Source organism: Halorubrum marinum, assembly GCF_048381195.1.
Taxonomy (GTDB): domain Archaea; phylum Halobacteriota; class Halobacteria; order Halobacteriales; family Haloferacaceae; genus Halorubrum.
This window is the reverse complement of the sequence record NZ_JBLWMM010000003.1, coordinates 510,612-533,540: the sequence shown is the minus strand read 5'-3', so window position 1 is coordinate 533,540 and position 22,929 is coordinate 510,612. Positions and strand designations below refer to the sequence as shown.

Genomic DNA, 22,929 nt, shown 5'->3' with positions numbered 1-22,929 from the left:
ACGCGTCGCGGTCGGTCCGAGGTTCGCTGCGGCCGCGGCGATACCGAGGACCGCAGCGTCGCCTGCGACCGCCTTTTTCGCCGCAGTCCAACCGATGTCGGATGAATGTAACAAAATGATTTATATCCGCCCTGTTTGCAATAAAGCGGTGATAGCGTTGAGCCCGCTCTCGGTCGCGCTGCTCGCCGCGGTGATTACTGGAACGTCCGCGGCGATGCTCGCGTGGCGCGAGCGACCGGAGGCGGGGGCGACGTGGCTCGCGTTGCTGCTCGTCGGACAAGTGTGGTGGACGACGTTCCTCGTGTTCGAACTCGAGGCCCCGACGCTCGCGGCGAAGGCGCTCTGGTACGACGTCCAGTGGATCGGCGTGGTGGTGATTCCGGTCGCGTGGCTGCTGTTCGCGCTCGAATACACCGGGCGCGATCGCTACGTGACGCCCGGCGTGATCGCCGCGTTGGCGGTCACGCCGGTCGTCACCGTCGCCGTCGTCCTCGTCGGCGACCCGAGCGGGCTCATCCGGGCGGACGCCGCGGTCGCGGAGTCACCGGTCGGCTCGTTTCTGCGCGCCGAGCCCGGGCCGTGGTACTACGTGATCGCGGGATACACGTACCTGCTCGGACTGTTGGGGTCAGTGCCGATCGTCCAGCTCGTCAGAGATGACGCGCGGCCGTTTCGGGGGCAGAGCGCGGCGCTTATCGTCGGAACGGCAGCACCGTGGGCGAGCAGCGTGTTGTACCTCTCCGGGGCGATTCCCGTCGCGGGACTCGACCCGACGCCGCTCGCGTTCGCGGTCTCGGGGGTGGCGTACCTGCTCGCGCTCTCTCGGTTTCGGTTGCTCACGCTCGCGCCGGCGCCGCGCCGTCGGGCTCGGCAGCTCGTGTTCGAACACCTCCACGATCCGGCGTTCGTCGTGGGGACCGAGGGGTACGTCGTCGATCTGAACGAGTCCGCGGCCGAGACGTTCGGTATCGACCGTCGCACCGCGGTCGGCGAGCCGGCCGCCGCGGTCGTGCCGCGGTACGACGCGCTCGTCGAGGACGACGCCGACCCCTCGCCGCTCACAATTATGGGCGCAGACGGTCGACGGCCGTACGAGGCGAGGACGCGGGACGTGAGCGACGCGCACGGGCGGTCGATCGGTTCCCTCGTCATCTTCCACGATGTCGGCGAGTACCTCGGACAGCAACAGCGCCTCGACGTGCTCAACAGGGTGTTCCGTCACGACGTACGCACCGAGACGAACCTCATCCACGGCTACGCGGAGCAGCTCCAGGCGGATCCGACCGACGAGCGGGCGCTCAGGGTCGTCAAAGAGAGCGCGACTCGGATCCTCGAACTCAGCGAGCGGACGCGGACGGCGAGCGAACTGTTCGATCCGATCCGAGAGACGCCGCCGCCCGTCGCCCTCGACGAAGCGCTTACGGGAGTCGCGGCGGACCTCCGTGCCGAGTTCCCGTGCGCACGGGTCTCCGTCGCTGACGACCTGCCTGCGGTGCGCGTACCGGCGGTCGCCTCCGTCATCGCCGAGGACCTCTGCTCGAACGCGGTCCGTCACAACGACGGGGACGCGCCGTCGGTGTGGCTCGACGCGACCGCCGACGGCGACTGGGTCACCCTCGTGGTCGCCGACGACGGCCCGGGCATCGACGAAACGGAGTACGAGGTGTTAAACCGGGGGACCGAGACGCCGCTCGAACACGGGAGCGGGATCGGGTTGTGGATCGTGAAGTGGGCGACCGACCGCGTCGGCGGGGACGTGTCGTTCGAGCGGCGCGAGCCTCGCGGCACCGTCGTGACCGTCTCGCTCCCGACGACGGGGTCCGATACTGCAGGCGGGGGTCTCACCGCGCACGACGCGAGGAATCCGACCGCTGTCCGGCTCGGAGAGAACGCCAGCGAGACATCCACCGGTGGCACGGCCAGCGACGGCAGTCGGTAGGCACTTGTCCGGCCCGCCGAATCCGTCGCTATGGACGCTACTTATCTTCCATACGCCCTCCTCGCGATGGGCGCGTACGCGCTCGTCTCGCCGCTGATGCGCGTCGCGACCACCGGACCGAACGCCGTTCCGAGCGACGTGGCGGTCGTGATATCGAACACGCTGCTCGTCGCCATGGCGCTCGGGGTCCTCGCCTACACGGGACAGGGATTCACCGCACACCTCGGCTCTCCGAAGTTGCTCCACGTGCTCGCCGCGGGCGTGTTCCTCGGGATCGGTATCCTCGCGCTGTACCGGTCGCTGGCGCTCGGGCCGGTAAGCGTGGTTACGCCTATCTTCGCGATGTTCCTCGTCTTCTCCTCGGTGATCGGCTTTGTTTTCCTCGGTGAATCGTTCACGCTTCGCAAGGCGCTCGGGATCGTCTTCGCCGCGCTGGCGGTGTACCTCGTCTCGGGGACGTGAGGTGCACCTTTTTGTAGGGTGTGCGGCGTGGTCACGGCGACGGATGCGCCCGACCCGATCCGGAAACGCCCGCCGCGTGACGAAACCCCTTTAATACCGACAGCGAAAGGGGCGTACCCGTAGTGGCCCGCTTTCCGAACCCGTTCCGTGCCGCGATCCTCTACATCGGTTTCGCCCTCGCGAGGCTGGGGCTGATCGACCGCCACCGAGTGGTCCGGACGACGGATCTCGCGTGGCCGCGGATCGTCACGGGCATCGCTCGGATGTCGAAGAACGCGGTCGACGTCGCGATGGTCGGCGTCGCCGTCGGCACGAGCGCGGTCGCGGGCGTCGGGTTCGCCGGTCCGTACTGGGGGCTCGCGTTCGCGCTCGGCGGCGGCGTCGCGGGCGGCACCATCGCCCTCGTCTCCCAGCGCTTCGGCGCGGAAGCGTTCGCGGAACTCGGCGACGCCGTCCGGGCCAGCGTCCTCCTCGCCGTCGTGATCACGATCCCCGTCTCGGCCGTCTTCTGGACGTTCGCACCCGCCTTCATCGACGTGTTGAGTAGCAACGAGGCCGCGATCGCGCTCGGTGCCGACTACCTTCGGATCGTCGGACTCGGCGTCCCGTTCGCCGCGCTCAACCTCGTCGGGAGCCGCGTGCTCGTCGGCTGTGACGACGCCTACACCGCGATGCAGGTCCGGGCAGGGGGTGCGGTCGCGAACATCGTACTCAGCGCCGCGTTCATCTTCGGACTGGGATGGGGCGTCGAGGGCGCCGCGCTCGGGACCGTCCTCTCTAACGTGCTCGCCGTCGCCGCGTTCACGGCCGGACTCGTGTGGGGGCGGGTTCCCGGAATCGGGGAGTTCCCGATCGCGATCGACCCGTTCGGCTCCTACGTGAACCCGGAGATGCTCCACGACCTCGTCGAGATCGGCGTTCCGGTCGGCGCGCGCAACCTCGTGTGGACGGTCGCGGAGTTCCCGATGCTCGCCATCCTCGACGTGTTCGGCGAGAACACCGTCGCCGCGTTCGTCATCGCCCGCCGCATCTGGGGGATCATGAACGCCCCCGGCTGGGGATTCGGCCTCGCCTCCTCCAGCCTGGTCGGCCAAGAGCTCGGCGGCGAGGATCCCGCGGAGGCCGAAGCGTACGCCCGTGACATCATCCGATTCTCCGTGGCGACCTACCTCGTCTTCGCGGCGCTGACGGCGGTCTTCGCGAGCGACATCGTGGTGCTGTTCGCGGACTCCCCGGAGAGCCCCGAGGTGCCGATCGCGGTCACGCTCGTGTACGCGGCCTGCGTCGCCGTCGTCTTCCAAGGCGTCTCTGGGGGGGCTGCAGGGCCGCTCGACGCGGCCGGTGACACGAAGATCCCCTTCGCGAGCCAGTTCATCGGAATGTTTTGCGTCTCGATCCCGCTGGCATACGTCGGCGCATACGACGCCACGCCGGCGATAGACATCCCGCTGATCGGAACCACGACCCCCGAGATCGCACTACCGGCGATCGGGTTGTGGGGACTGTACCTGGCCTTCCTCGCAGAAACGACGATCCCGGCCGCGATCAACTACTGGCGGTTCCGCTCCGGCAAATGGAAGGCGATAAGCGAGGCGTACCGCCCGAACACGTCCGCGGACGACTGAGCACGACGGGTCGGGTTCCGACAGTCGAACGAGTTGGCTCGTCAGCGAGGGCGCGATAACTCGCCGATGGGGAGCGCGATAACTCGCCGGTGAGGGACACGTTAGCCCGACGACTAACCCGGTAACGTGCACATAGCTATATCACTCCCGTCGAATATTCTCTTGTTCATGAAATTCGAGCGCCTCGCAGTGATCGGCGCCGCCGTCTTCGTCGTCGCCGTCCTCGCAGCCGGTGGCGCAGCCGGAAACGACCTCGTGACGCTCACCGTGTCCGTCACCGACCAAGACGACGAGCCGGTCGGCGGCGTCGAGGTCGTGGCGACGTGGGAGACGGAATCCGGTGAGACGCGCACGGCGACTGGAACCACGGCGAGCAACGGAAAGGTGTTCCTCGACGTTCCGGAGGATGCGACCGTCGAACTCGACGTCGACGACGACACGTACATCCGCAACCGACCGCGCACCGTCGAGAGAGCGAGCGAGTCGGAGGTCGAGGTGACGGTTTCGCGTAGCGGGACCGCGACCGTGTCCGTTGTCGACACGCGAGACCGACCGCAGGCGGACGCACGGGTTCGGGTCCGTGAAGGAGGCCGTACCGTCGACCGCGGGCAGACCGACGAGTCGGGGACGTTCACCTCGAGTCGCCTCGAGCGCGGTACGTACACCCTTCGAGTCGTGAAACCCGGGTTCTTCGAGGCGACCCAGGAAGTGACGGTGAACGGAGAGGGGAACGCGACCGTCGAGATCGAACGCGGAGAAGTGGTGCTCGACCTCCGGGTCTTCGACGATCACTTCGACCCGCCCACGGAGATCGAAACGGGGGCGATACAGGTGCGGTCGTCGGTGTACAACGCCGAAGTGACCGTCACCGAAGGGTCCGCATCGCTGAACGTCCCCGTGAACGCCGAGTACACCGCCGAAATAATCAAAGACGGGTACGACCCGGCCCCGGAGACGATCACCGTTCGGGAGGCCGACGTGAGCGCGAACGTGACCGCACAGCGGACGCCGACGCTCTCGCTTACGACGGCGAACGAACGCGTTCTGGTCGGCGAGACGACCCGCGTGTCGGTTCGGAACGCCTACGACGAGCCCGTCGAGGGGGCGACCATCGAGGTCGACGGAACCGCAGTCGGCGAAACCGACGCCCGCGGCGAACTCGCGGTCCCGATCGACGCCCCGGGCGAGCAGACGGTCGTCGCGATCGACGGCGACGTCAGATCCGAATCGATCACGATCGTCGGCGTCGGCGAAGACGACGTGATCGACGAGGGAGACGACGCGGGCGAGGCGGACGACGCAAACGAGACGGACGACTCCGGCGAAACCGACGACGGCGCACCCGGGTTCGGTGTCGTCGTCGCGGTGGCGGCGCTACTCGGGGCTGCCGCCGTCGGAGCTAGACGCGGGAACGGACCCGCCTGATCGGCCACAGACGGGGAGACGGTCCGTATTACCACGCCGCTCGCAGGACGCCCTCGATCGTCTCCGGCGACGCGTCGAGCCCCTCCGGGGCGCGGTCCATCGACCAATCATCGGCGATGAACTCGGCTATCGCCGGGAAATCTGTCTCCTCGACGGGTGATAGATCGCGCAGCCGAGACGGGAGCGGTAGCGAGTCCTGTACCGTCGCGACCGCGTCTACGATGTCCTCGGCGACCGCGTCGTCGGAGCGGCCCTCTGTTTCGATCCCGAGCCCCGCGGCGAGCGCGCGGCGACTCGCGTCCACCTCGTCGAAGAGGTACGCGAGGACGTGCGGGGCGACGATCGCGTGGATCGTCCCCTGTTGGACATCGTACCGGCGAGCGAATCCGTGACCGAACGCGTGAATGACGGAGATCTTGCGACCGAGTTGCACGAGCAGGATGCCGACGACTGCGCGATCCGTCGCGGCCGCGCTCGCCGGTCGGTCGCCCGCCACGTGCGGGAGCGCACCGTTCAAGAGACGGAGGCCGTGAACCGCGGTGGCGTCGCTCACCGGCGTGGCGTCCGCGGCGTAGGGGGTCTCGATTCCCTTGTTGAACCCGTTCATCGCGGAGCCGGCGAGCGCCGCCTGGGGCGTCGTCTCGAACAGCGTCGGATCGGCCACGTCGAGGATCGGCATCGCGTTACCGCCGCTGACGGAGAGCGGCTGGCCGGTCGGCGAGTGCTCGGCCGAGAACACCTCCAGCGATCCGCCCGTCGAGAGGTCGGCCCCGGCGAACGTCGTCGGGATCACGACGAACGGCACTGAGGGCTCGCCGTCCGGCGCCAGGGGACCGAGCGTGCCGGGAGCGGCCTCCGCGTCCGAGCGGAGTTCGTCGAGATCCCTCCCGTCGGCGTCGAGCCACGTCGCCTGCCGAGCGATATCGAGGCTGCTTCCGCCCCCGACCGCGACGAGGACGTCTGCGCCGACCGCAGTCCGACGGTCGAGGAGGTCGTACGCCGTCTCGACGCGCTTCCCGGGGGTCGTCTCATCGAAGACACCGGCGAGGCGGTGGCCGAGTCCCTCGCGTATCGGGTCCATCAGGTCGTCGTTGGCGCCGACGTTCGAGCCGCAGACGACGAGCGCGTCGTCGAGACCTCGATCACCGAGGGCCGCGCCGAGCTCGTCGGCTCGACCGCGACCGTATCGGATCTCACAGCCCTGATACTCGTGTTCGAAAGAGTCCGCGATCGGTAACATCGGACACGAATACGCGGGGGGACGGTTTGTAGCTGTGGGAACGGGAGACACACTACCGCGCCCACAAGGTTCGGAACCCGCCACGGTGCTCCCGTGACTCCCGACCGTGGCCCCCGATCGCGACTCCCAAAGACCCAATCCGATGGAGCGCACATGGCCGATACGGTCGCGTCGACACGGACCCTGCCACCGCGTCGCCGACCGACGAACACATGCGCGAGTTTCCGCCGCTCCCGAACGTCGCCGATTTCGACGCTCCGGAGGACCTCCTCTCCGGCCACCTCTGGGTCGTCGAACTGGTCGACGGGACGGGGCTTCGCTTCCGGATGGACGAGTCCGGACTCCTCCGCTTCGGCGGCCCGGAACGGACCTACGAGACGGTCGCGGACGTGCCGCTCGCGCTTCGCCCCGCGGTCCGATCGGTTCGGGACCGGTTCGACCGCGAGACGCTGCGCGCGAGCGTGGAGGACCCGTCGGACGTGGTGTTCTTCGGGGTCGCGACCCGATACCGTGGGGTCGACTACGACTGGGAGCGGCTGCCGCCGTTCCTCGGAACGGACATCTGGCGGTCCGGAGCCTCCGAAAAATCGGACGGGGAGTTCGGCGCGTTTCGGCCGCCGGACGCGACCGCGGCGATCTTCGAGGGCGTCGGCCTCGATCCGGTCACGGTCGTCGAGCGCGAGGTGAACGCTCGCGATTTCGATCCGGAGGACTACGAGATGCCGCCGTCGACCTGGCGTGACGGGTCGGTCGCCGGAGTCGTCGTTCGGAACAAGCGCGGCGGTCGCGGGAGGCTCGTCGCGGACGGCGCCTCCGGGGGACGGCAGTCGACCGATGGTCTCGCGGATGAGACCGTGGCGGGCCGAGCCGATACCGACGCGGGGAGTTCGGCGTCGGCCTCGGTGACGGCGGTCGCGGCACGGCACGCGAACGACGACCGACTCGGTCGGGCGGCGGCATCGATCGAGCGCGGCGGCGTCGCCGCGACGGTGGACGCGCTCGCGGACCGAACCGTCGAGCTTGTCGCCCGCGAGACCCCGGTCCGATTTAAAAATCGTCCCGGCAGAGCAGGTAAAAACCGACCCGGGGGCGACAGCGCGGTCGACGCCGATCGGTTCCGTGCGGCGGTCGTCGATCTGGCACGGGCGTTCCTCGAAGAGCCACCGGACGAAGGGTCGTAGCGCTCCCGGAAAGCCGGGACGAGGGCCGGGCGGGGATTCGGGAATAAGCCGTGCCAAACACGAGATGCAGGAACAGGCGAATCTGCATACTTTCCTTCGCTCACACGCCCGCGCGCGTACGCCGGGTTTATAAGCGGGCACTGATTAACTCAACTAAGTTCTATGTCAGAGGAGAGTGAATACGGAGCTGGCCAAATTCAGGTCCTCGAGGGCCTGCAGGCCGTCCGTAAACGTCCGGCGATGTATATTGGGTCCACGGACGGTCGGGGGCTCCATCATCTCGTTTATGAAGTCGTCGACAACGCGATCGACGAGGCGCTCGCGGGGTACTGCGACGACATTACCGTCACCATCCACGACGACAGGTCCGTCAGCGTCCGCGACGACGGTCGTGGGATTCCGATCGACACTCACGAGAAGTACGACCGACCCGCCCTCGAAGTGATCATGACGGTCCTCCACGCCGGCGGGAAGTTCGACTCCAAGTCCTATCAGGTCTCCGGAGGACTCCACGGGGTCGGCGTCAGCGTCGTCAACGCCCTCTCGGAGCGGCTGGAGGTCGAAGTGAAACGCGACGGCGGCGTCTTCCGCCACGAGTTCGCCCGGGGCGAACCCGTCGAGGACGGATTCGAGCGCGTTCGAGGGATGAACGACGGCGAGAAGACGGGCACGTACATCCGCTTCTGGCCCGACGCGGACGTCTTCGAGACGACCGAGTTCGCGTTCTCGACGCTCGCCAACCGGCTCCGCGAGCTCGCGTTCCTCAACTCCGGCGTCGCGATCACGCTCGCTGACGAGCGCGCAGAGGGCGACGACGGCGGCGACGAGGAGACGTTCCAGTACGAGGGCGGTATCCGCGAGTTCGTCGCGTACCTCAACGAGACGCGCACGCCCATCCACGACGACGTCATCTACTTCGCCGACGAGGAGCGGGACATCCACGTCGAGGTCGCCATGCAGGCGACCGAGGAGCTATCGGGCTCCGTACACGCGTTCGCGAACAACATCAACACCCGCGAGGGCGGCACGCACCTCACCGGATTCAAGACCGCCCTGACGCGCACCGTCAACGACTACGCCAACGAACACGGGCTCGTCGACGACCTCGACGCCAACCTCAAGGGCGAGGACGTCCGCGAGGGGCTCACGGCGGTCATCTCGGTGAAACACCCCGACCCGCAGTTCGAGGGTCAGACGAAGACGAAGCTCGGCAACAGCGAGGTCCGCGGCATCGTCGAGTCCGCGACCCACGAGAAGCTCGGCACGTTCTTCGAGGAGAACCCCGACACCGCCCGGAAGGTGGTCCACAAGGCCGCGGAGGCCGCGCGGGCGCGCAAGGCCGCGAAGAAGGCCGAGGAACTGACCCGTCGGAAGTCCGCGCTGGAGTCGACGGCGCTGCCCGGCAAGCTCGCCGACTGTCAGACCCGCGATCCGAGCGAGGCGGAGCTGTTCGTGGTGGAGGGTGACAGCGCCGGCGGAAGCGCCAAACAGGGCCGAAACCGAGAGAATCAGGCGATCCTCCCGCTTAAAGGCAAGATCCTCAACGTCGAGAAACACCGCCTCGACCGCATCTTGGAGAACGACGAGATCCGCGCGCTGATCACCGCGATCGGCGCGGGGATCGGCGAGGAGTTCGACATCGACGAGGTCCGGTACAACAAGATCATTCTCCTCGTCGACGCCGACGTCGACGGTGCGCACATCCGAACGCTGCTGTTGACGCTTTTGTACCGCCACATGAAGCCGCTGATCGAGGCGGGCTACGTGTACGCGGCCCAGCCCCCGCTGTACCGCATCCGGAAGGGATCGGAGACGTACGACGCGATGACGGAGGCCGAGCGCGACCGGATCATCGAAGAGGAGTGCGGCGGGAATCCCGACCAGACCCAGCGATTCAAGGGGCTCGGCGAGATGAACCCCGACCAACTGTGGAACACGACGATGGACCCCGAAAATCGAATCCTCAAGCGGATCACGATCGACGACGCCGCGGCCGCCGACCGCATGTTCAACGTGCTGATGGGTGACGCGGTCGAGCCGCGCAAGCAGTTCATCAAGGAACACGCGACCGAAGCGGAGTGGGTGGATATATGAGCTCCGACGTGCCCGACGCCGACCCGAGTGGCGTCGACGCAGCGCGGGTGACGAACGCCCGCATCGAAGACGAGATGGAGCAGTCGTACATCGACTACGCGATGTCCGTCATCGCGGGTCGAGCGCTCCCCGACGTGCGCGACGGGCTCAAGCCGGTCCACCGGCGGATCCTCTACGCGATGCACGAGGCGGGAGTGACCTCCCGGTCGCCGCACCGCAAGTCCTCGTCCGTGGTGGGCGAGACGATGGGTGACTACCACCCGCACGGCGACAGCGCCATTTACGACACGCTCGCGCGGATGGCTCAGGACTTCTCGATGCGGTATCCCCTCGTGGACGGGCAGGGGAACTTCGGCTCCGTCGACGGCGACCCGCCGGCCGCGATGCGGTACACGGAGGCGCGGATGGCGCCCATCGCGGAGGAGCTGCTGGCCGACATCGAGCGCGACACGGTCGACTTCCAGCCGAACTACGACGACCGCCTCGAAGAGCCCGAGGTGTTGCCGTCGGCGGTACCGAACCTGCTCGTCAACGGGTCGTCGGGGATCGCCGTGGGGATGTCGACGAACATCCCGCCGCACAACCTCAGAGAGGTCGTCGACGCCACGGTCGAGTTGATCGAGAACCCCGAGGCGACCGTCGAGGACCTGATGGAACACGTCAAGGGACCGGACTTCCCGACCGGCGCGAACATCGTCGGACGGAACGCGGTCCACAAGGCGTACAAGACGGGTCGCGGTCGGGTCCGCGTCCGCGCCGAGTTCGAGGTCGACGAGGAAGAAGGTCGGATCGTCATCTCGGAGCTCCCCTTCCAGCAGAACAAGTCACGCCTCGTCGAGCGGATCGCCGAGGACGTCAACGAGGGCGCGATCGAGGGGATCCGCGACCTCCGCGACGAGTCCGACCGCGACGGCATTCGCGTCGTCGTCGAACTCAAGCGCGACGCGATGGCCGAGGTGGTGAAAAACCAGCTGTTGGAGAGCCACCTCGAACGCACGTTCGGCGTCATTAACCTCGCGTTGGTCGACGGCGCGCCGCAGGTGTTGAACCTCAAGGAGACGCTGGTACACTACGTCGATCACCGGCGCGACGTGGTCCGTCGACGCTCCGAGCACGAGCTCGCCGAACGGGAGGACCGCGCACACATCCTCGAAGGCCGACTGAAGGCGCTCGAACAGGTCGACAGCGTCGTCGAGACCATTCAGGGCTCCGACGACCGAGACGCCGCCAAGGCCGCGCTCGAGGCGCAGTACGACTTCAGCGAGGCGCAGGCCGAACACATCGTTCGGATGCAGCTCGGCTCGCTCACGTCGATGGAGACCCAAGAGATAGCGTCGGAGTACGAGGACGTCACCGCGCGGATCGAGCGGCTGGAGACGATCCTCGGCGACCCCGACGAGCTCGACGCGGTGATCGTCGAAGAGCTGGAGGAGATGAAAGCCGAGTACGGCGACGAGCGCCGCACGAGCTTCATCGAGGACGTCGGCGACGTCACCCATGAGGACCTCATCCCGGAGGAGGAGTGCGTCGTCGTGATGAGCGAGGACGACTACATCAAGCGGATGTCGCTCGACACGTTCAAAGCACAGAACCGAGGTGGGAAAGGAATTATCGGCACCGGGCTGAAGGAGGGCGACCGCGTCTCCTCCGTGTTCGCCGCGAACTCTCACGATTACCTCCTCGTGTTCACGAACCGCGGACAGATCTACGAGCTGAAGACGTACGAGATCCCGGAGATGTCGCGGACTGCCCGCGGAAAGTCCGCGGTCAATATCCTCGATCTCGACGGCGGCGAGGAGATCGAGGCCGTGGTCAACACCGACGACCTCGACGAGGACGAGTTCCTCACGATGGTCACCCGCGACGGCTACATCAAGCGGACCGCGGTCGACCAGTTCGGCAACATCCGTTCCACGGGGATCCGCGCGATCCGACTGGAGGACGGCGACGAGCTCGTCGACGTCGAGGTGACGGACGGCGAGCGAGACATCGTCATCGGGAGCCGGAACGGGATGGCGATCCGCTTCGACGAATCGGAAGCGCGCGCGATGGGGCGCACCGCTCGCGGCGTGATCGGGATCGACCTGCGCGAGGGCGACGCGGTCGCGGGCGTCGCCGCCATCGACGAGGAGTATCACAACTGGGTACTCACCGTCACGGAGAACGGCTACGGAAAGCGGTCCGACCTCGACGAGTACCGTCTGCAGTCCCGCAACGGGAAGGGGCTGATCGACATCAAGACCGGCGATCGCAACGGTGAGGCGGTCGCCATCGAGGCGGTCACCTACGGCGACCACCTGCTCGCGATGAGCGGGCAGGGACAGATAATGCGAAGCCGCGTCGAGGAGATATCGACGGTCAGCCGTAACACGATGGGTGTCATCGTGATGAACCTGGATCCGGACGACGAGGTCGCCTCCGTGGATATCATCCCGGAGGCGGCGTACGCAGCGGACGACGTGCCCGAGGAAGCGTCGGCCGCCGACGCAGACGGCGAGCTTGAAGCGGTCTCCCTCGACGACGAGGCTGAGACCGAACCTGCCGATCAGACGACGGAGTAGACGGACTCCGTCCCGGGTGTCGTTCAGGAAAGTTACTTACTGTTCCCCGGGAAACGCCAACGTGGAATGGACGAGTACGAGGGGATAGACGAAGTCGTACACGAGCCGAGCGAGGCGTTCGCCGAGTCGACGAACGTCGCCGCGTTCATGCGCGAGTACGGAATCGACGACTACGAGGAGCTGATCGAACGGACCACCTCGGAGATCGAGGGCGAACCGGCCTCCGGCGTCGACTGGTTCTGGGACGAGCTCGTCGACTACCTCGACATCGACTTTTATACCGAGTACGACGTAGTTCGGGACGACAGCGACGGTCCGCAGTTCTCCGACTGGTATCCCGGCGGTGAGATCAACATCGCGCACAACGCCGTCGACCGACACGCCGCGGTCGACTCCCCGAACCGCAACCGCGTCGCGCTGATCTGGGAGGGCGAGCCCGGCGACGTCCGCGAGATCACCTTCCACGAACTGCACCGCGAGAGCAACCGCGTCGCCAACTACCTCGAATCGACCGGGATCGAGACGGGCGACACCGTCGGGCTATACATGCCGATGGTGCCGGAGGTGGTCTCGATACTCTACGGCTGTCTGAAGATCGGTGCCATCGCAGTGCCGATCTTCTCGGGGTTCGGGACGGAAGCGACGGCGACGCGGATCGACGACGCGGAACCGTCGGTCCTCTTCACGGGTGACGGCTTCTATCGGCGCGGAAGCGAGGTCCGGCTGAAGGCGACCGCCGACGAGGCGATCGAAGAGGCCGGTCACGTCGAACACACGGTCGTGTACGATCGGCTCGGCGCGACTCCAGCCGACGGTGACGATGCTACGGACGAAGGGTCCGTCACCCCGATACCGTGGACCGACGACCGCGACATCACGTGGGGTGAGGCAGTCGGATCGCAGTCGCCGAGCTACGAAACGAAGCGGCTCCCGAGCGACCAGGAGTCCATGCTGTTGTACTCCTCGGGAACGACCGGTACGCCGAAGGGGATCATCCACACCCACGCCGGCGTCGCGACGCAGTGTGCCAAGGAGATCCACTTCGGATTCGATCAGAAGCCCGCGGACCGATTCTTCTGGGTCTCGGATATCGGCTGGATGATGGGCCCGTGGACGCTGATCGGGAATCACACCTCCGGCGGAACGGTGGTGATGTACGAGGGCGCGCCGGACCACCCGGAACCCGATCGCTTCTGGGAGATGATCGAACGACACGGGATCACGCAGTTCGGTATCTCGCCGACGGCGATCCGCGCGCTGCGTAAGCACGGCGACGAGTGGGTGGACGACCACGACCTCTCCTCGCTCCGCATCTTGGGCTCGACGGGCGAACCGTGGGACCCCGAGTCGTGGCGCTGGTTCTACGACGCGGTCGGCGGCGGCGAGTGTCCGATAATCAACATCTCCGGTGGAACGGAGATCTGCGGTTGCTTCCTGATGCCGATGCCGAACCAGCCGTTGAAGCCGTGTACGCTCGGCGGACCGGGTCTCGGGATGGACATCGACATCGTCGACGCGACCGGCGAGTCCGTTAGGGAGTCGGGCGAGCGGGGGTTCCTCGTCGCGCGCGACTCCTGTCCGTCGATGACGAAGTCGCTCTGGTCGGGCGACGAGCGCTACCTGGAGGAGTACTGGTCCACGTGGGAGGACCTGTGGAACCACGGCGACTTCGCACAGAAGGACGCGGACGGCTTCTGGTTCCTCCACGGTCGCGCGGACGACGCCCTGAACGTCGCGGGACGGAAGGTCGGACCGGCGGAGATCGAAGGCGTGCTCATCGACCACGACGCCGTGAATCAGGCGGCCGCCGTCGGGGTTCCCGACGACACCACGGGAACCGCCGTGGTCGCGTACGTCGTCCTCGAACCGGACGTCGTGCCGAGCGACGATCTGCGCGAGGAGCTCCGGACGCTCGTCGGCGAGGAGCACGGGAAGCCGTTCCGACCGCGCGAGCTGCTGTTCGTCGACGCGTTCCCGAAGACGCAGTCCGGGAAGATCATCCGTCGCGCGATCGAGTCCGTGTATCGGGGAGCGGACCCGGGTGACCTCTCGTCGATGGAGAACCCGGAGGCGCTGGCCGGGCTTCGCGACCCGTCCTGAGCCGGTCGACTCCGGCGGAGTCGAACGCTAGCTGTCGGCGTCGGCCGCCGCCGCGACCGCCTCGGCGAGCGCGCCGTAGTCGGGCTCCTGTCCGGAGTCGTCCGCGAGCCACCGATACGTGACGGTTCCGTCGGCGTCGATCACGAACACGGCGCGCTGTGCGACCGTCTCCACGCCGTAGTGTTCGAACGCCTCGATGACGTCGTACGCCTCGATGGCGCGGTGGTCGGGGTCGCCGACGAGTGCGAAGGGGAGGTCGTACTGAGACTGGTATGCCGCCAGCGCGTGCGGGAGGTCGGTGCTCACGCCGAAGAGGGTACAGCGCTCGCGGTCGAACTCGTCGCGGAGGGCCTCCATCTCGTCGGTGCAGGTGTTCGAGAACGCGGCGGGGAAAAAGGCGAGCACGACCGGCTCGTCGCCGAGATGGTCGGCGAGTCTGAACGGTTCGATGTCGCCGTCTACGATCGAGGCACGGAACTCGGGAGCGTCGTCGCCGACAGCTGTCATACCGGTCGGTTGCGGCGGAAGCGTATCACGGTTTCGACGGCGACAACGGGAGCGGCGTGTGCTGACGAATTACGTCGCTGGCGGTCCGTTCGCCCTTCCGAGTGCCGTTTGCCGACGGGTTATCAAGGCAAAAAGACTATAATCGCCACAGGGTTACTGCGGTATAGAGATGGCAAGCGCGATTCCACTGATCGGCGGTATCCCGGCGGGCCCGGAGCTCCTCATCATCCTGCTCGTGTTGGTCCTTCTGTTCGGGGCGAACAAGATCCCGAAACTCGCACGGTCGACCGGCCAGGCGATGGGCGAGTTCAAGAAAGGCCGCGAGGAGGTCGAGGACGAACTGAAACAGATGAACAGCGACGACGGCGACGACATCGACGACGACGAGATCGACTCGTCGCTCGACGACGAGGAGGAGCTGGACGAGCTCGAAACCGAGAAAGAGACGAGCGCGTAATCCGAATTTACAGCGCCGATCGGTCCCCTTCCCGACGTTTTCTCCTTCGTACTGGGCGCGTGGCCTAGCGGATAGGGCGAGAGGTTCCTAACCTCTCGATCGCGGGTTCGAATCCCGCCGTGCCCGTTGCTTGCGAGCGAAGCGAGAAGCAGCGGGCACGAGCGCGACCGGGCTAATCGGCCTGATCGAGTCGGCGAAACGACCGACTCGCGAGCCACACAGACCCGACGCCGATAGCGAGCGTCGCGCCGACGAGCACCGGCCCGGGTTCGTATAAAAGGGGTGGATGGTAGCCGAAGCCGTAGTCGACGACGGCGTTTCCGATGACGAGGAGGAGCGCCGTCGCGAGCGCGCCGCGAGTCGTTCGGCCGAACGCCGGGAACAACAGCGCGAGACCGACGAAACAGAGGTGCGTACCGAGCACGCCCCAGTAGTAGATCCACGCGGCAGGCGCGGCGAGATACTCCCCGACAGCGAGGTTCAGGGAAACGAGCGGCCAGAGACCGAACTGGATCAACCAGACGAACGCGAGCGTCTGGAGGTACGCGAGGGGCTTGGACGCCGGAGCGTCCTCGGTGACGCGGCCGTCCGCTCGGACAGTCGGGACGAGCGCGATGAGAACGCCACCGCCGAGGAGAACCGCGACCGCCGAATCGGCGTACAGCGGCCACAGCCACACCGGTACCGCGTCGGCGGTCGGCACGTAGTAGCCGACGCCGACCACGGCCATGAACGCGGTGAGCACGAGTACGACCCCGAGGCTCGCCGGCGTCCCGAGCAGCTCCTCGGTGACCGCCGCGCGAATGCGATGGCGGACCGTCGGCTCCGTGAGCCGGCGGAGCGAGCGTCGGATCGAGGGACCGTCTGGGACTCTCACGAAAACCGATCCGCGGCCACTGTGCTTAAAAAAACCGCCAATCGGCGGCAATTATCACGCGCGGGGTTTTGCGAGACACCTTTTTCAACGGGCGATTCGTTTCACTCGCTATGGCAACCGAGGACGCCGAGCACTCGCCTCCGTCTCCGGACGCGGAAGGGTCGTCGGCGTCCGCCCCGCCGGTCGCGTTGGGTCGGTACTCGTGGCGGTCCTTCCTTCGGGACCGCGGACGCGAGGACGCGGCTGCGGAGCTGTACGCGGATGTCGGCGAGGCGCCGGTCGTCCCGGCGGGTGCGGTGCGCGCGCACTTTCCCGGCGGCGTCGGTCGGGTGATACGCGCCGAGGGCATCGACGAACCGTTCGAGGCCGACGGGCGCACGGCCGTCCCCGGTCACGGGACGCCGGACGCGGGAACCGTCGTCGTCAGGAGCGACGATGTCGTGATCGCCGGTGACGCGGTCGTCGCCGATGGCGGGACGAGCGTATCTACGGAGTCGGGCGACCGAGACGCTGTCGAGATGGACGACGTAGAGGCGATCGAGACCGACACGGAAGCAGACGACGCGGAAGCGGACGACGTAGACGACGTAGACGACACGGAAGCAGACGACGCAGACGACGCGGAAGCGGACGACGCTCGCGACGACGGCGACAGCGACGGCGACGGCGACGGCGCGGTGGACGCCCCGGTCGTCGAGATGGACGGCCTCGGCGTCGACGGTACGGTCGTCGCCTCGGGGTCGGATATCGAGACGGTACCGCGCCGGTCCCCAACGCCAGCGGAGTGGGAGCGCGTTGCCGTCGACCCGAGCGAGTTCCTCGGCTTCGACCCGAGCGAAACCCCGTTCCGGGTCGGTGCTGCGGCGGCGGTCGGCGACGCCCTCTGGGACCTGTGCTCGGCGCGGTACGACCTCTACGAGGTGCCGGTCCTCAAGGGATGCTACACGTGGGACGACTACCGCGAGGAGTTCTTCCTCGACGCGGAGGGAAATCCCCCGACCGACGAGGACGAGGAGCCGCTTTCGTTCACCCACGAGGACAAGACGGACGCGCTCGGCTTCGACCCCGACCGAACCGAGGAGCTGCTTGGAGCCGGCGGCGGCGCCGCGGCCGAACTCTCGGAGCTGGTCGACGAGCGGACGGTAAACGTGGACCCCGAGGTCGACGAGGACGCGTTCTTCTCGACGGACGAGGGACACACCACCCTCGCGAACCGGTACGACCTGGAGAAGGCCGTCCCGATGGCGAAGAAGACTCACTTCACCGAAATCGAGCGGTACTGGGTGAACAAGCCGTACGCGTTCGTGATGATGTTTCGTTCGACGAAGGAGAACGAGGTCAAGTACTACGCGGTCCAGCCGTACAGGACGGAGATCGAGTCCGACCTCGTCGAGTTCCTCACCGGGAAGCTCCGGACGTCGATCAAATACGCGGACGAGGCGATCGCGGGCGGCGACGAGGCGTTCCGGAAGCAGGTGATCGTCGACGAGACGCTGACGCTGCTGGACCGCTACGACCTCTACGATCGTCCGGACGACGGCCGCGGCTCCGGCGCCGAGTTCGCCGACGACCTCGTCGATCGCTTCGGCCTCGATGTCACAGAGGGGATCGTCGGGCGGATCGCGGAGTCGCTCGGCTACGAACCGCCGATGGAGTCGCCCCCGTCCGCTCCGGAGATCCTCGCGCGTCCGGAGCCGGCCGTGCTCGCGGAGGACGCGGATACGCTGTCTGAACACCAGATCGAGAAGCTGCTGTACTACCTCAAGCGGGACTTCATCGGCTACGAACGGATCGACCCGATCAAGTACGACATCAACGTGGAGGACATCTCCTGTGACGGGTACAACTCGCCCGTCTTCGTCTACCACTCCGGGTACGAGCAGGTGATCACGAACATCTACCACGGTACCGACGAGCTTGACGACTTCGTCGTCAAGCTCGCACAGCGCTCCGGGAAGGGGATCTCGAAGCGCCGGCCGCAGGTCGACGCGACCCTCCCGGACGGCTCCCGCGCCCAGCTCACGCTCGGCCGCGAGGTGTCCGACCACGGGACCAACTACACGATCCGACAGTTCAACGACGTCCCCTTCACCCCGATCGACCTGATCAACTGGAAGACGTTCTCCTTGGAAGAGATGGCGTTCCTCTGGCTCTCCATCGAGAACCACAAGAGCCTGATCTTCGCCGGCGGGACCGCCTCCGGGAAGACGACGAGCCTGAACGCCGTCTCGCTTTTCATCCCATCGAACGCGAAGATCGTCTCGATCGAGGACACCCGCGAGGTCGAACTCCCGCAGCGCAACTGGATCGCCTCCGTCACGCGGCCCTCCTTCTCGGACGACGACAAGGGGGACATCGACGAGTTCGACCTGCTGGAGGCCGCGCTCCGTCAGCGTCCCGACTACATCGTGATGGGCGAGATCCGCGGCGAAGAGGGTCGAACCGCGTTCCAGGTGATGTCGACCGGCCACACCACCTACACCACGTTCCACGCCGACTCCGTCGGCGAGGTGCTCAAGCGGTTCACCACCGACCCGATCAACGTCTCGAAGACGATGTTCACCGCGCTCGATCTCGTCTCCGTGCAGACGTCGACCCGCGTGCAGGGTAAGAAGGTCCGGCGGAACAAGTCCCTGACCGAGATCAACCACTACGACGCCGAAAACGACGAGATCAACGTTCAAGACGTGTTCCAGTGGCAGGCGGAGACGGACGAGTTCCTCCAGATGGGCGACTCGAACACGCTCGAAGAGATCATGTTCGACCGCGGCTGGAACCGCGAGACGCTCGACGACGAGCTGCAGAAGCGTCGCGTCGTGTTGGCGTACCTCATCGACCGCGGACTCAACAGCTACGCGCAGGTGGCCGCGACGTTCCAGGCGTTCATTAACGACCCGGAGACGGTGCTCGCGCTGATGGCCAACGACGAACTGGAGCGCTCGCTCGAAGACCTCCGGGAGATGGAGTCGGTCCTGATCAACGTCGACCGCGACAAGGAAGCGCTGGTACCGCGTCCGGACCCCGATCAGGCCGGACGCGAGGAGGTCGAGTCGATCCTCGAATCGGCGGAGCCGCTGTTCGCCGAATACCGCGGGCGGATGCCCGACTCCGTGGCCGATGCCCTCCTCGACGTCGAGCTCGCAGGCGACATCGAAGCGCGATCCGGAACCGACCGAGAGGCGCTCGCGGAGGCCGCTCTAGAGGCGGACACGCGCGACGCTGAGGCGCTCGGAAGCGACGACGGCGGCCCCGACAAACGAGATGACGACGGTACTGACTCCACCGAGGACCGCGACCGCGATTCCGTCCACGACATCCCCCACGACGCTCCGATCGACGAGCCGGCAACTGAGGACGGCTCGTCGGAAGAGGCATCGTCGCATGCACGACGACCGGCCCCCCACGACGCGTTCGAGGGCGTCGCCGACGTGACACCGACAGACTCCGGCCCGCACGACGCTTTGGCCGACGCGGAAGCATCCGACGGCGATCCGGCGGACGCCGAGGCGTCCAACGGCGTCGGTGACGACAACGGCGTCGGGATCGACTTCGACGAGCCGTTCGACGAGGGGATCGACGTGTTGGGACCGGCGACGGAGACGCCGCCCACGAGTGGCAACGGAACGGGAGGGGGAACAGACGGAGAAGACGAAGCGAGCGGGGGCGTCGACGACGGACCGAACGAGGAAGCGGAGGCGGGCGACGACACCGGCGAGGAGGGGGAGGATACCGACGACGCGGAGAGAGACGCTGACGACGAAGCGGACGAAGACGCCGACGATATCGACGATTGGGGATTCGGGACAGTCGAATCGCCGGAGGACCGGTAACGTCATGGCCCGACCGAGGTGGACGCGATGAGCCTCGACACAGGCGTGGGCGACGGCTCCGCCGACGGTGACATCCTCGCAGAGCTGTTCTACCCCGTCTTCCAGCTGCTGTTCGACTCCGACGGCGACTTCGTCGGTGACGTCGAGAGCAAACTCACCAAAGCCCGGATGCCCGACCACGTCGAAATGTACATATCGCGGGCGCTCGGAGCCGGACTGCTGGTCGGCGGCCTGCTCTGGGCGCTCGGCACGCTGGTCGGCTACGGCATCTTCTCGCTCGGACTGATCGATCCGAACTCGCTCTCGCTCGGCGTCCCGGCGCCGACGCCAGAGATGCAGGTGTTCCTCCGGTCGCTCGTCGTGCCGACCGCAGTGCTCCTCAGCGGACTGATATTCGGTTCGCTGGGTTTTGCGACGGGGTTCGGCGCAGTGATCGCAATCCCGTATTCGCGGGCGTCGTCGCGGGAACGCGAGATCAACCTCCTGCTCGCGGACTCCGTGTCGTTCATGTACGCGCTGTCCGTGGGCGGGCTCAATCAGCTCGAGATCCTGCGAGCGATGGCGGCCGCCGAGGACACCTACGGTGAGGTGTCCCGAGAGTTCCAGAGCATTATCAACGAGACCGAGTACTTCGGGACCGACTACCGGAACGCGATCCGCCAGCAGTCGATGGAGACCCCCTCCGACGAGCTCTCGCAGTTCCTCGCGGACATGCTCTCTATCGTCAACTCCGGCGGCGACATGGAGAGCTTCCTCAAAGACAAAAAGGAGAAACACCTCCGCACGTCGAAACAGGAGCGCGAGATGACCTTGGAGACGTTGGAGCTGTTCGGCGAGATGTACATGACGCTCTCGCTGTTCCCCCTGCTTCTCATCATCATCCTGGTCATCATGGGGATGATGGGCGAGTCGGACGACTTCCTGCTGTACGCGACGGTGTACGTCCTCATCCCGCTGACCGGAGTCGGCTTTCTCGTGTTGGTTTCGACCGTCAAACAGGACGAGCCGGGCGACGGCTACCTCCACCCCGACGGCGGTAGCGAGCGGCTCCAACAGACGAGCAAAGAGGGTCTGCTCCACTTCGGGCTCGTTGAGGCGTTCGTCGGCACGTTCGGCGTCTTCGACCGGATCCGCGACCGCGAGGGGACCTACAAGACCAAACAGATCATCGCGGCGCCGCATCACTTCCTGCGCGATAACCCGCTGTACACCCTCGCGTTCACGGTGCCGACGGCGCTCGCGATCGTTTCTATCGCTGCGCTGACGGGGAACGCGCCGACGGCGTTCGACGGCTGGGTGTCCCGTCCGGTGTGGTCGGCGTTCGTCTGGATCTACGTGCCGGCGTACGTGATCATGGTCCCGCTCGCGGTGTTCCACGAGTGGGATCAGCGGTCGAAACGAGCGATCACGGGGAAGCTCTCCGAGAGCCTCCGGAAGCTGTCCTCCGCGAACGACACGGGACAGACCCTGCTCGAATCGGTCCAGACCGTCTCGGCGACGTCATCCGGACAGCTCTCCGAGGAGTTCGACGTCGTCCACGCGAAGGTGAACTACGGGATGAGCCTCCGCGACGCCCTCGTCGAATTCAACAACAAGTACGCGGTGCCGCGGCTCGCTCGGACGATAAAACTGATCTCGGAGGCACAGGAGGCCTCTTCGCAGATCACGGACGTGTTGACCACGGCGGCGCAGGCCTCGGAGAACCAAGACGACATCGAACGAGAGCGCCGCTCGCGCACGCTGATGCAGGTGGCGATCATCGTGATGACGTACGTGACGCTGTTGGGCGTGATGGCGATCCTTCAGACGCAGTTCATCGAGGTGATGGGCGGGCTCTCTTCGCAGGCCGACGGCGGGGGCGGCGGTGCGGGCGGCGGCCCGAGCTTCGGGGGCGGCGGCGTCGATCCCGACGTGCTCTCGATGCTCTTCTTCCACGCCGTGACGCTGCAGGCGGCGCTGTCGGGGTTCATCAGCGGATACCTCCGAAACGCCGACATCGTCTCCGGCGTCAAGTTCGCCGTGATCCTGATGACGCTGGCACTGGGGGTGTGGGTCTATGTCGGATAAGCAGAGAGTGACTGAGAGTCGTCCGCAATCGGCGAGTGACCGCGGTCAAACCCCGATAGACTTCGCCGTCGGCGCGAGCGTGTTCCTGCTCACGCTCGCGTTCGTCATCGCCTTCGTGCCGACGCTGTTCGACCCCTTCTCGGCCGCGGAGACAGCCTCGCCCGTGGTGAGCGACCGGGTCGCCGCGGGCGTTGCGGGGGATCTGCTCGCTGCGTCGCCGGCGGAACCGGGCGTGCTGTCGCCGACCTGTACGGTCGCCTTCTTCAGCGCGAACGCGACGCTCGGGACCGAGGCCGACTGCCACCCCGACGTCGCCGCGACCCCCGCAGACCACTTCGGGCTCGACGGCGACGTACAGGTGATCGTACACCGCCTCAGCGAAACGAACCCCAGCGAGAACCCGGCGAACGTGTCGATCGTAACGGCCGAGGGGAGTTTCGACGTCGAGCTGATCCGGCCCACGGAGGGCCCGAGTGGGACCGCGGCCGACGACGTCACCGTCTCACAGCGACTCGTGTCGATAGACGGTGACCAGTTCCGGCTCACGGTGCGGGTGTGGTGACG

15 protein-coding genes and 1 tRNA gene are annotated in these 22,929 nt (G+C 66.6%); 13 read left to right on the top strand and 3 right to left on the bottom strand.

The window, feature by feature from the left end; genetic code table 11:
* Positions 1–148: 148 nt before the first annotated feature.
* From ACNSN4_RS06460 to ACNSN4_RS06445, 4 genes are all read left to right on the top strand, one after another.
* Positions 149–1,939 carry a sensor histidine kinase gene (locus ACNSN4_RS06460; protein WP_418284959.1) on the top strand — a complete coding sequence of 597 codons (1,791 nt, stop codon included), beginning with the start codon at positions 149–151 and terminating at the stop codon, positions 1,937–1,939.
* Between the two features lie 30 nt (positions 1,940–1,969).
* A complete protein-coding gene (locus tag ACNSN4_RS06455) occupies positions 1,970–2,401 on the top strand; it encodes an EamA family transporter (RefSeq protein ID WP_418284958.1) in 432 nt (143 codons plus the stop codon).
* A gap of 122 nt (positions 2,402–2,523) precedes the next feature.
* Positions 2,524–4,026, top strand: a complete 1,503-nt coding sequence (locus ACNSN4_RS06450) for an MATE family efflux transporter (protein WP_418284957.1) — start codon at positions 2,524–2,526, stop codon at positions 4,024–4,026.
* A 168-nt stretch (positions 4,027–4,194) separates the two neighbouring features.
* Positions 4,195–5,451, top strand: coding sequence for a carboxypeptidase regulatory-like domain-containing protein (locus ACNSN4_RS06445; RefSeq protein WP_418284956.1), 1,257 nt, complete (start codon positions 4,195–4,197; stop codon positions 5,449–5,451).
* A gap of 28 nt (positions 5,452–5,479) precedes the next feature.
* Here the strand turns inward: ACNSN4_RS06445 and ACNSN4_RS06440 are convergent, their stop codons facing one another.
* Positions 5,480–6,691, bottom strand: a complete 1,212-nt coding sequence (locus ACNSN4_RS06440; protein ID WP_418284955.1) for an iron-containing alcohol dehydrogenase family protein — start codon at positions 6,689–6,691, stop codon at positions 5,480–5,482.
* A 212-nt stretch (positions 6,692–6,903) separates the two neighbouring features.
* Here ACNSN4_RS06440 and ACNSN4_RS06435 point away from each other — a divergent pair, with 212 nt between their 5' ends.
* The 4 genes from ACNSN4_RS06435 to ACNSN4_RS06420 all read left to right on the top strand — a co-directional run bounded on the left by ACNSN4_RS06435 (position 6,904) and on the right by ACNSN4_RS06420 (position 14,627).
* The gene (locus ACNSN4_RS06435; protein ID WP_418284954.1) at positions 6,904–7,872 is read left to right on the top strand and encodes a hypothetical protein; all 969 of its coding nucleotides are present in this window, start codon (positions 6,904–6,906) and stop codon (positions 7,870–7,872) included.
* Positions 7,873–8,034: 162 nt separating this feature from the next.
* Positions 8,035–9,966 (top strand): DNA topoisomerase (ATP-hydrolyzing) subunit B, encoded by a 1,932-nt coding sequence (gene gyrB, locus ACNSN4_RS06430; RefSeq protein ID WP_418284953.1) that lies wholly within the window; start codon positions 8,035–8,037, stop codon positions 9,964–9,966.
* Positions 9,963–12,527 (top strand): DNA gyrase subunit A, encoded by a 2,565-nt coding sequence (gene gyrA / locus ACNSN4_RS06425; RefSeq protein ID WP_418284952.1) that lies wholly within the window; start codon positions 9,963–9,965, stop codon positions 12,525–12,527. Before gyrB ends, gyrA begins: the two co-directional genes overlap by 4 nt.
* Before the next feature lie 66 nt (positions 12,528–12,593).
* Positions 12,594–14,627: an AMP-binding protein gene (locus tag ACNSN4_RS06420; RefSeq protein WP_418284951.1), complete on the top strand. Its 2,034-nt coding sequence runs from the start codon at positions 12,594–12,596 to the stop codon at positions 14,625–14,627.
* Between the two features lie 27 nt (positions 14,628–14,654).
* Here ACNSN4_RS06420 and ACNSN4_RS06415 read toward each other — a convergent pair whose 3' ends face one another.
* Complete coding sequence (locus ACNSN4_RS06415) at positions 14,655–15,134, bottom strand: redoxin domain-containing protein (protein ID WP_418284950.1); 480 nt, start codon at positions 15,132–15,134, stop codon at positions 14,655–14,657.
* Positions 15,135–15,303: 169 nt separating this feature from the next.
* On the opposite strand from ACNSN4_RS06415, the gene ACNSN4_RS06410 reads away from it, so the two are divergent.
* Positions 15,304–15,591, top strand: coding sequence for a Sec-independent protein translocase subunit TatA/TatB (locus ACNSN4_RS06410; protein WP_418284949.1), 288 nt, complete (start codon positions 15,304–15,306; stop codon positions 15,589–15,591).
* Positions 15,592–15,644: 53 nt separating this feature from the next.
* Positions 15,645–15,717, top strand: a tRNA-Arg gene (locus ACNSN4_RS06405).
* 46 nt (positions 15,718–15,763) lie between these two features.
* Here ACNSN4_RS06405 and ACNSN4_RS06400 read toward each other — a convergent pair.
* A complete protein-coding gene (locus ACNSN4_RS06400) occupies positions 15,764–16,444 on the bottom strand; it encodes a DUF1405 domain-containing protein (protein WP_418284990.1) in 681 nt (226 codons plus the stop codon).
* A 134-nt stretch (positions 16,445–16,578) separates the two neighbouring features.
* Between ACNSN4_RS06400 and ACNSN4_RS06395 the strand changes: the two genes are divergently transcribed.
* From ACNSN4_RS06395 to ACNSN4_RS06385, 3 genes are read left to right on the top strand one after another with little or no spacing between them, the layout of a single operon-like run.
* Positions 16,579–20,298 carry an ATPase, T2SS/T4P/T4SS family gene (locus ACNSN4_RS06395; protein WP_418284948.1) on the top strand — a complete coding sequence of 1,240 codons (3,720 nt, stop codon included), beginning with the start codon at positions 16,579–16,581 and terminating at the stop codon, positions 20,296–20,298.
* Between the two features lie 27 nt (positions 20,299–20,325).
* Positions 20,326–22,365, top strand: coding sequence for a type II secretion system F family protein (locus tag ACNSN4_RS06390; protein WP_418284947.1), 2,040 nt, complete (start codon positions 20,326–20,328; stop codon positions 22,363–22,365).
* Positions 22,355–22,927: a DUF7287 family protein gene (locus tag ACNSN4_RS06385; protein WP_418284946.1), complete on the top strand. Its 573-nt coding sequence runs from the start codon at positions 22,355–22,357 to the stop codon at positions 22,925–22,927. Before ACNSN4_RS06390 ends, ACNSN4_RS06385 begins: the two co-directional genes overlap by 11 nt.
* Positions 22,928–22,929: the final 2 nt, after the last annotated feature.

What these genes read in the sequence shown, in the direction of transcription:
- ACNSN4_RS06390 (WP_418284947.1), top strand. Translation starts at nt 20,326, where the DNA reads ATGAGCCTCGACACAGGCGTGGGCGACGGCTCCGCCGACGGTGACATC.
- gyrA (WP_418284952.1), top strand. Translation starts at nt 9,963, where the DNA reads ATGAGCTCCGACGTGCCCGACGCCGACCCGAGTGGCGTCGACGCAGCG.
- ACNSN4_RS06420 (WP_418284951.1), top strand. Translation starts at nt 12,594, where the DNA reads ATGGACGAGTACGAGGGGATAGACGAAGTCGTACACGAGCCGAGCGAG.
- ACNSN4_RS06415 (WP_418284950.1), bottom strand. Translation starts at nt 15,134, where the DNA reads ATGACAGCTGTCGGCGACGACGCTCCCGAGTTCCGTGCCTCGATCGTA.
- ACNSN4_RS06385 (WP_418284946.1), top strand. Translation starts at nt 22,355, where the DNA reads ATGTCGGATAAGCAGAGAGTGACTGAGAGTCGTCCGCAATCGGCGAGT.
- ACNSN4_RS06440 (WP_418284955.1), bottom strand. Translation starts at nt 6,691, where the DNA reads ATGTTACCGATCGCGGACTCTTTCGAACACGAGTATCAGGGCTGTGAG.
- ACNSN4_RS06410 (WP_418284949.1), top strand. Translation starts at nt 15,304, where the DNA reads ATGGCAAGCGCGATTCCACTGATCGGCGGTATCCCGGCGGGCCCGGAG.
- ACNSN4_RS06435 (WP_418284954.1), top strand. Translation starts at nt 6,904, where the DNA reads ATGCGCGAGTTTCCGCCGCTCCCGAACGTCGCCGATTTCGACGCTCCG.
- ACNSN4_RS06395 (WP_418284948.1), top strand. Translation starts at nt 16,579, where the DNA reads ATGGCAACCGAGGACGCCGAGCACTCGCCTCCGTCTCCGGACGCGGAA.
- gyrB (WP_418284953.1), top strand. Translation starts at nt 8,035, where the DNA reads ATGTCAGAGGAGAGTGAATACGGAGCTGGCCAAATTCAGGTCCTCGAG.
- ACNSN4_RS06445 (WP_418284956.1), top strand. Translation starts at nt 4,195, where the DNA reads ATGAAATTCGAGCGCCTCGCAGTGATCGGCGCCGCCGTCTTCGTCGTC.
- ACNSN4_RS06455 (WP_418284958.1), top strand. Translation starts at nt 1,970, where the DNA reads ATGGACGCTACTTATCTTCCATACGCCCTCCTCGCGATGGGCGCGTAC.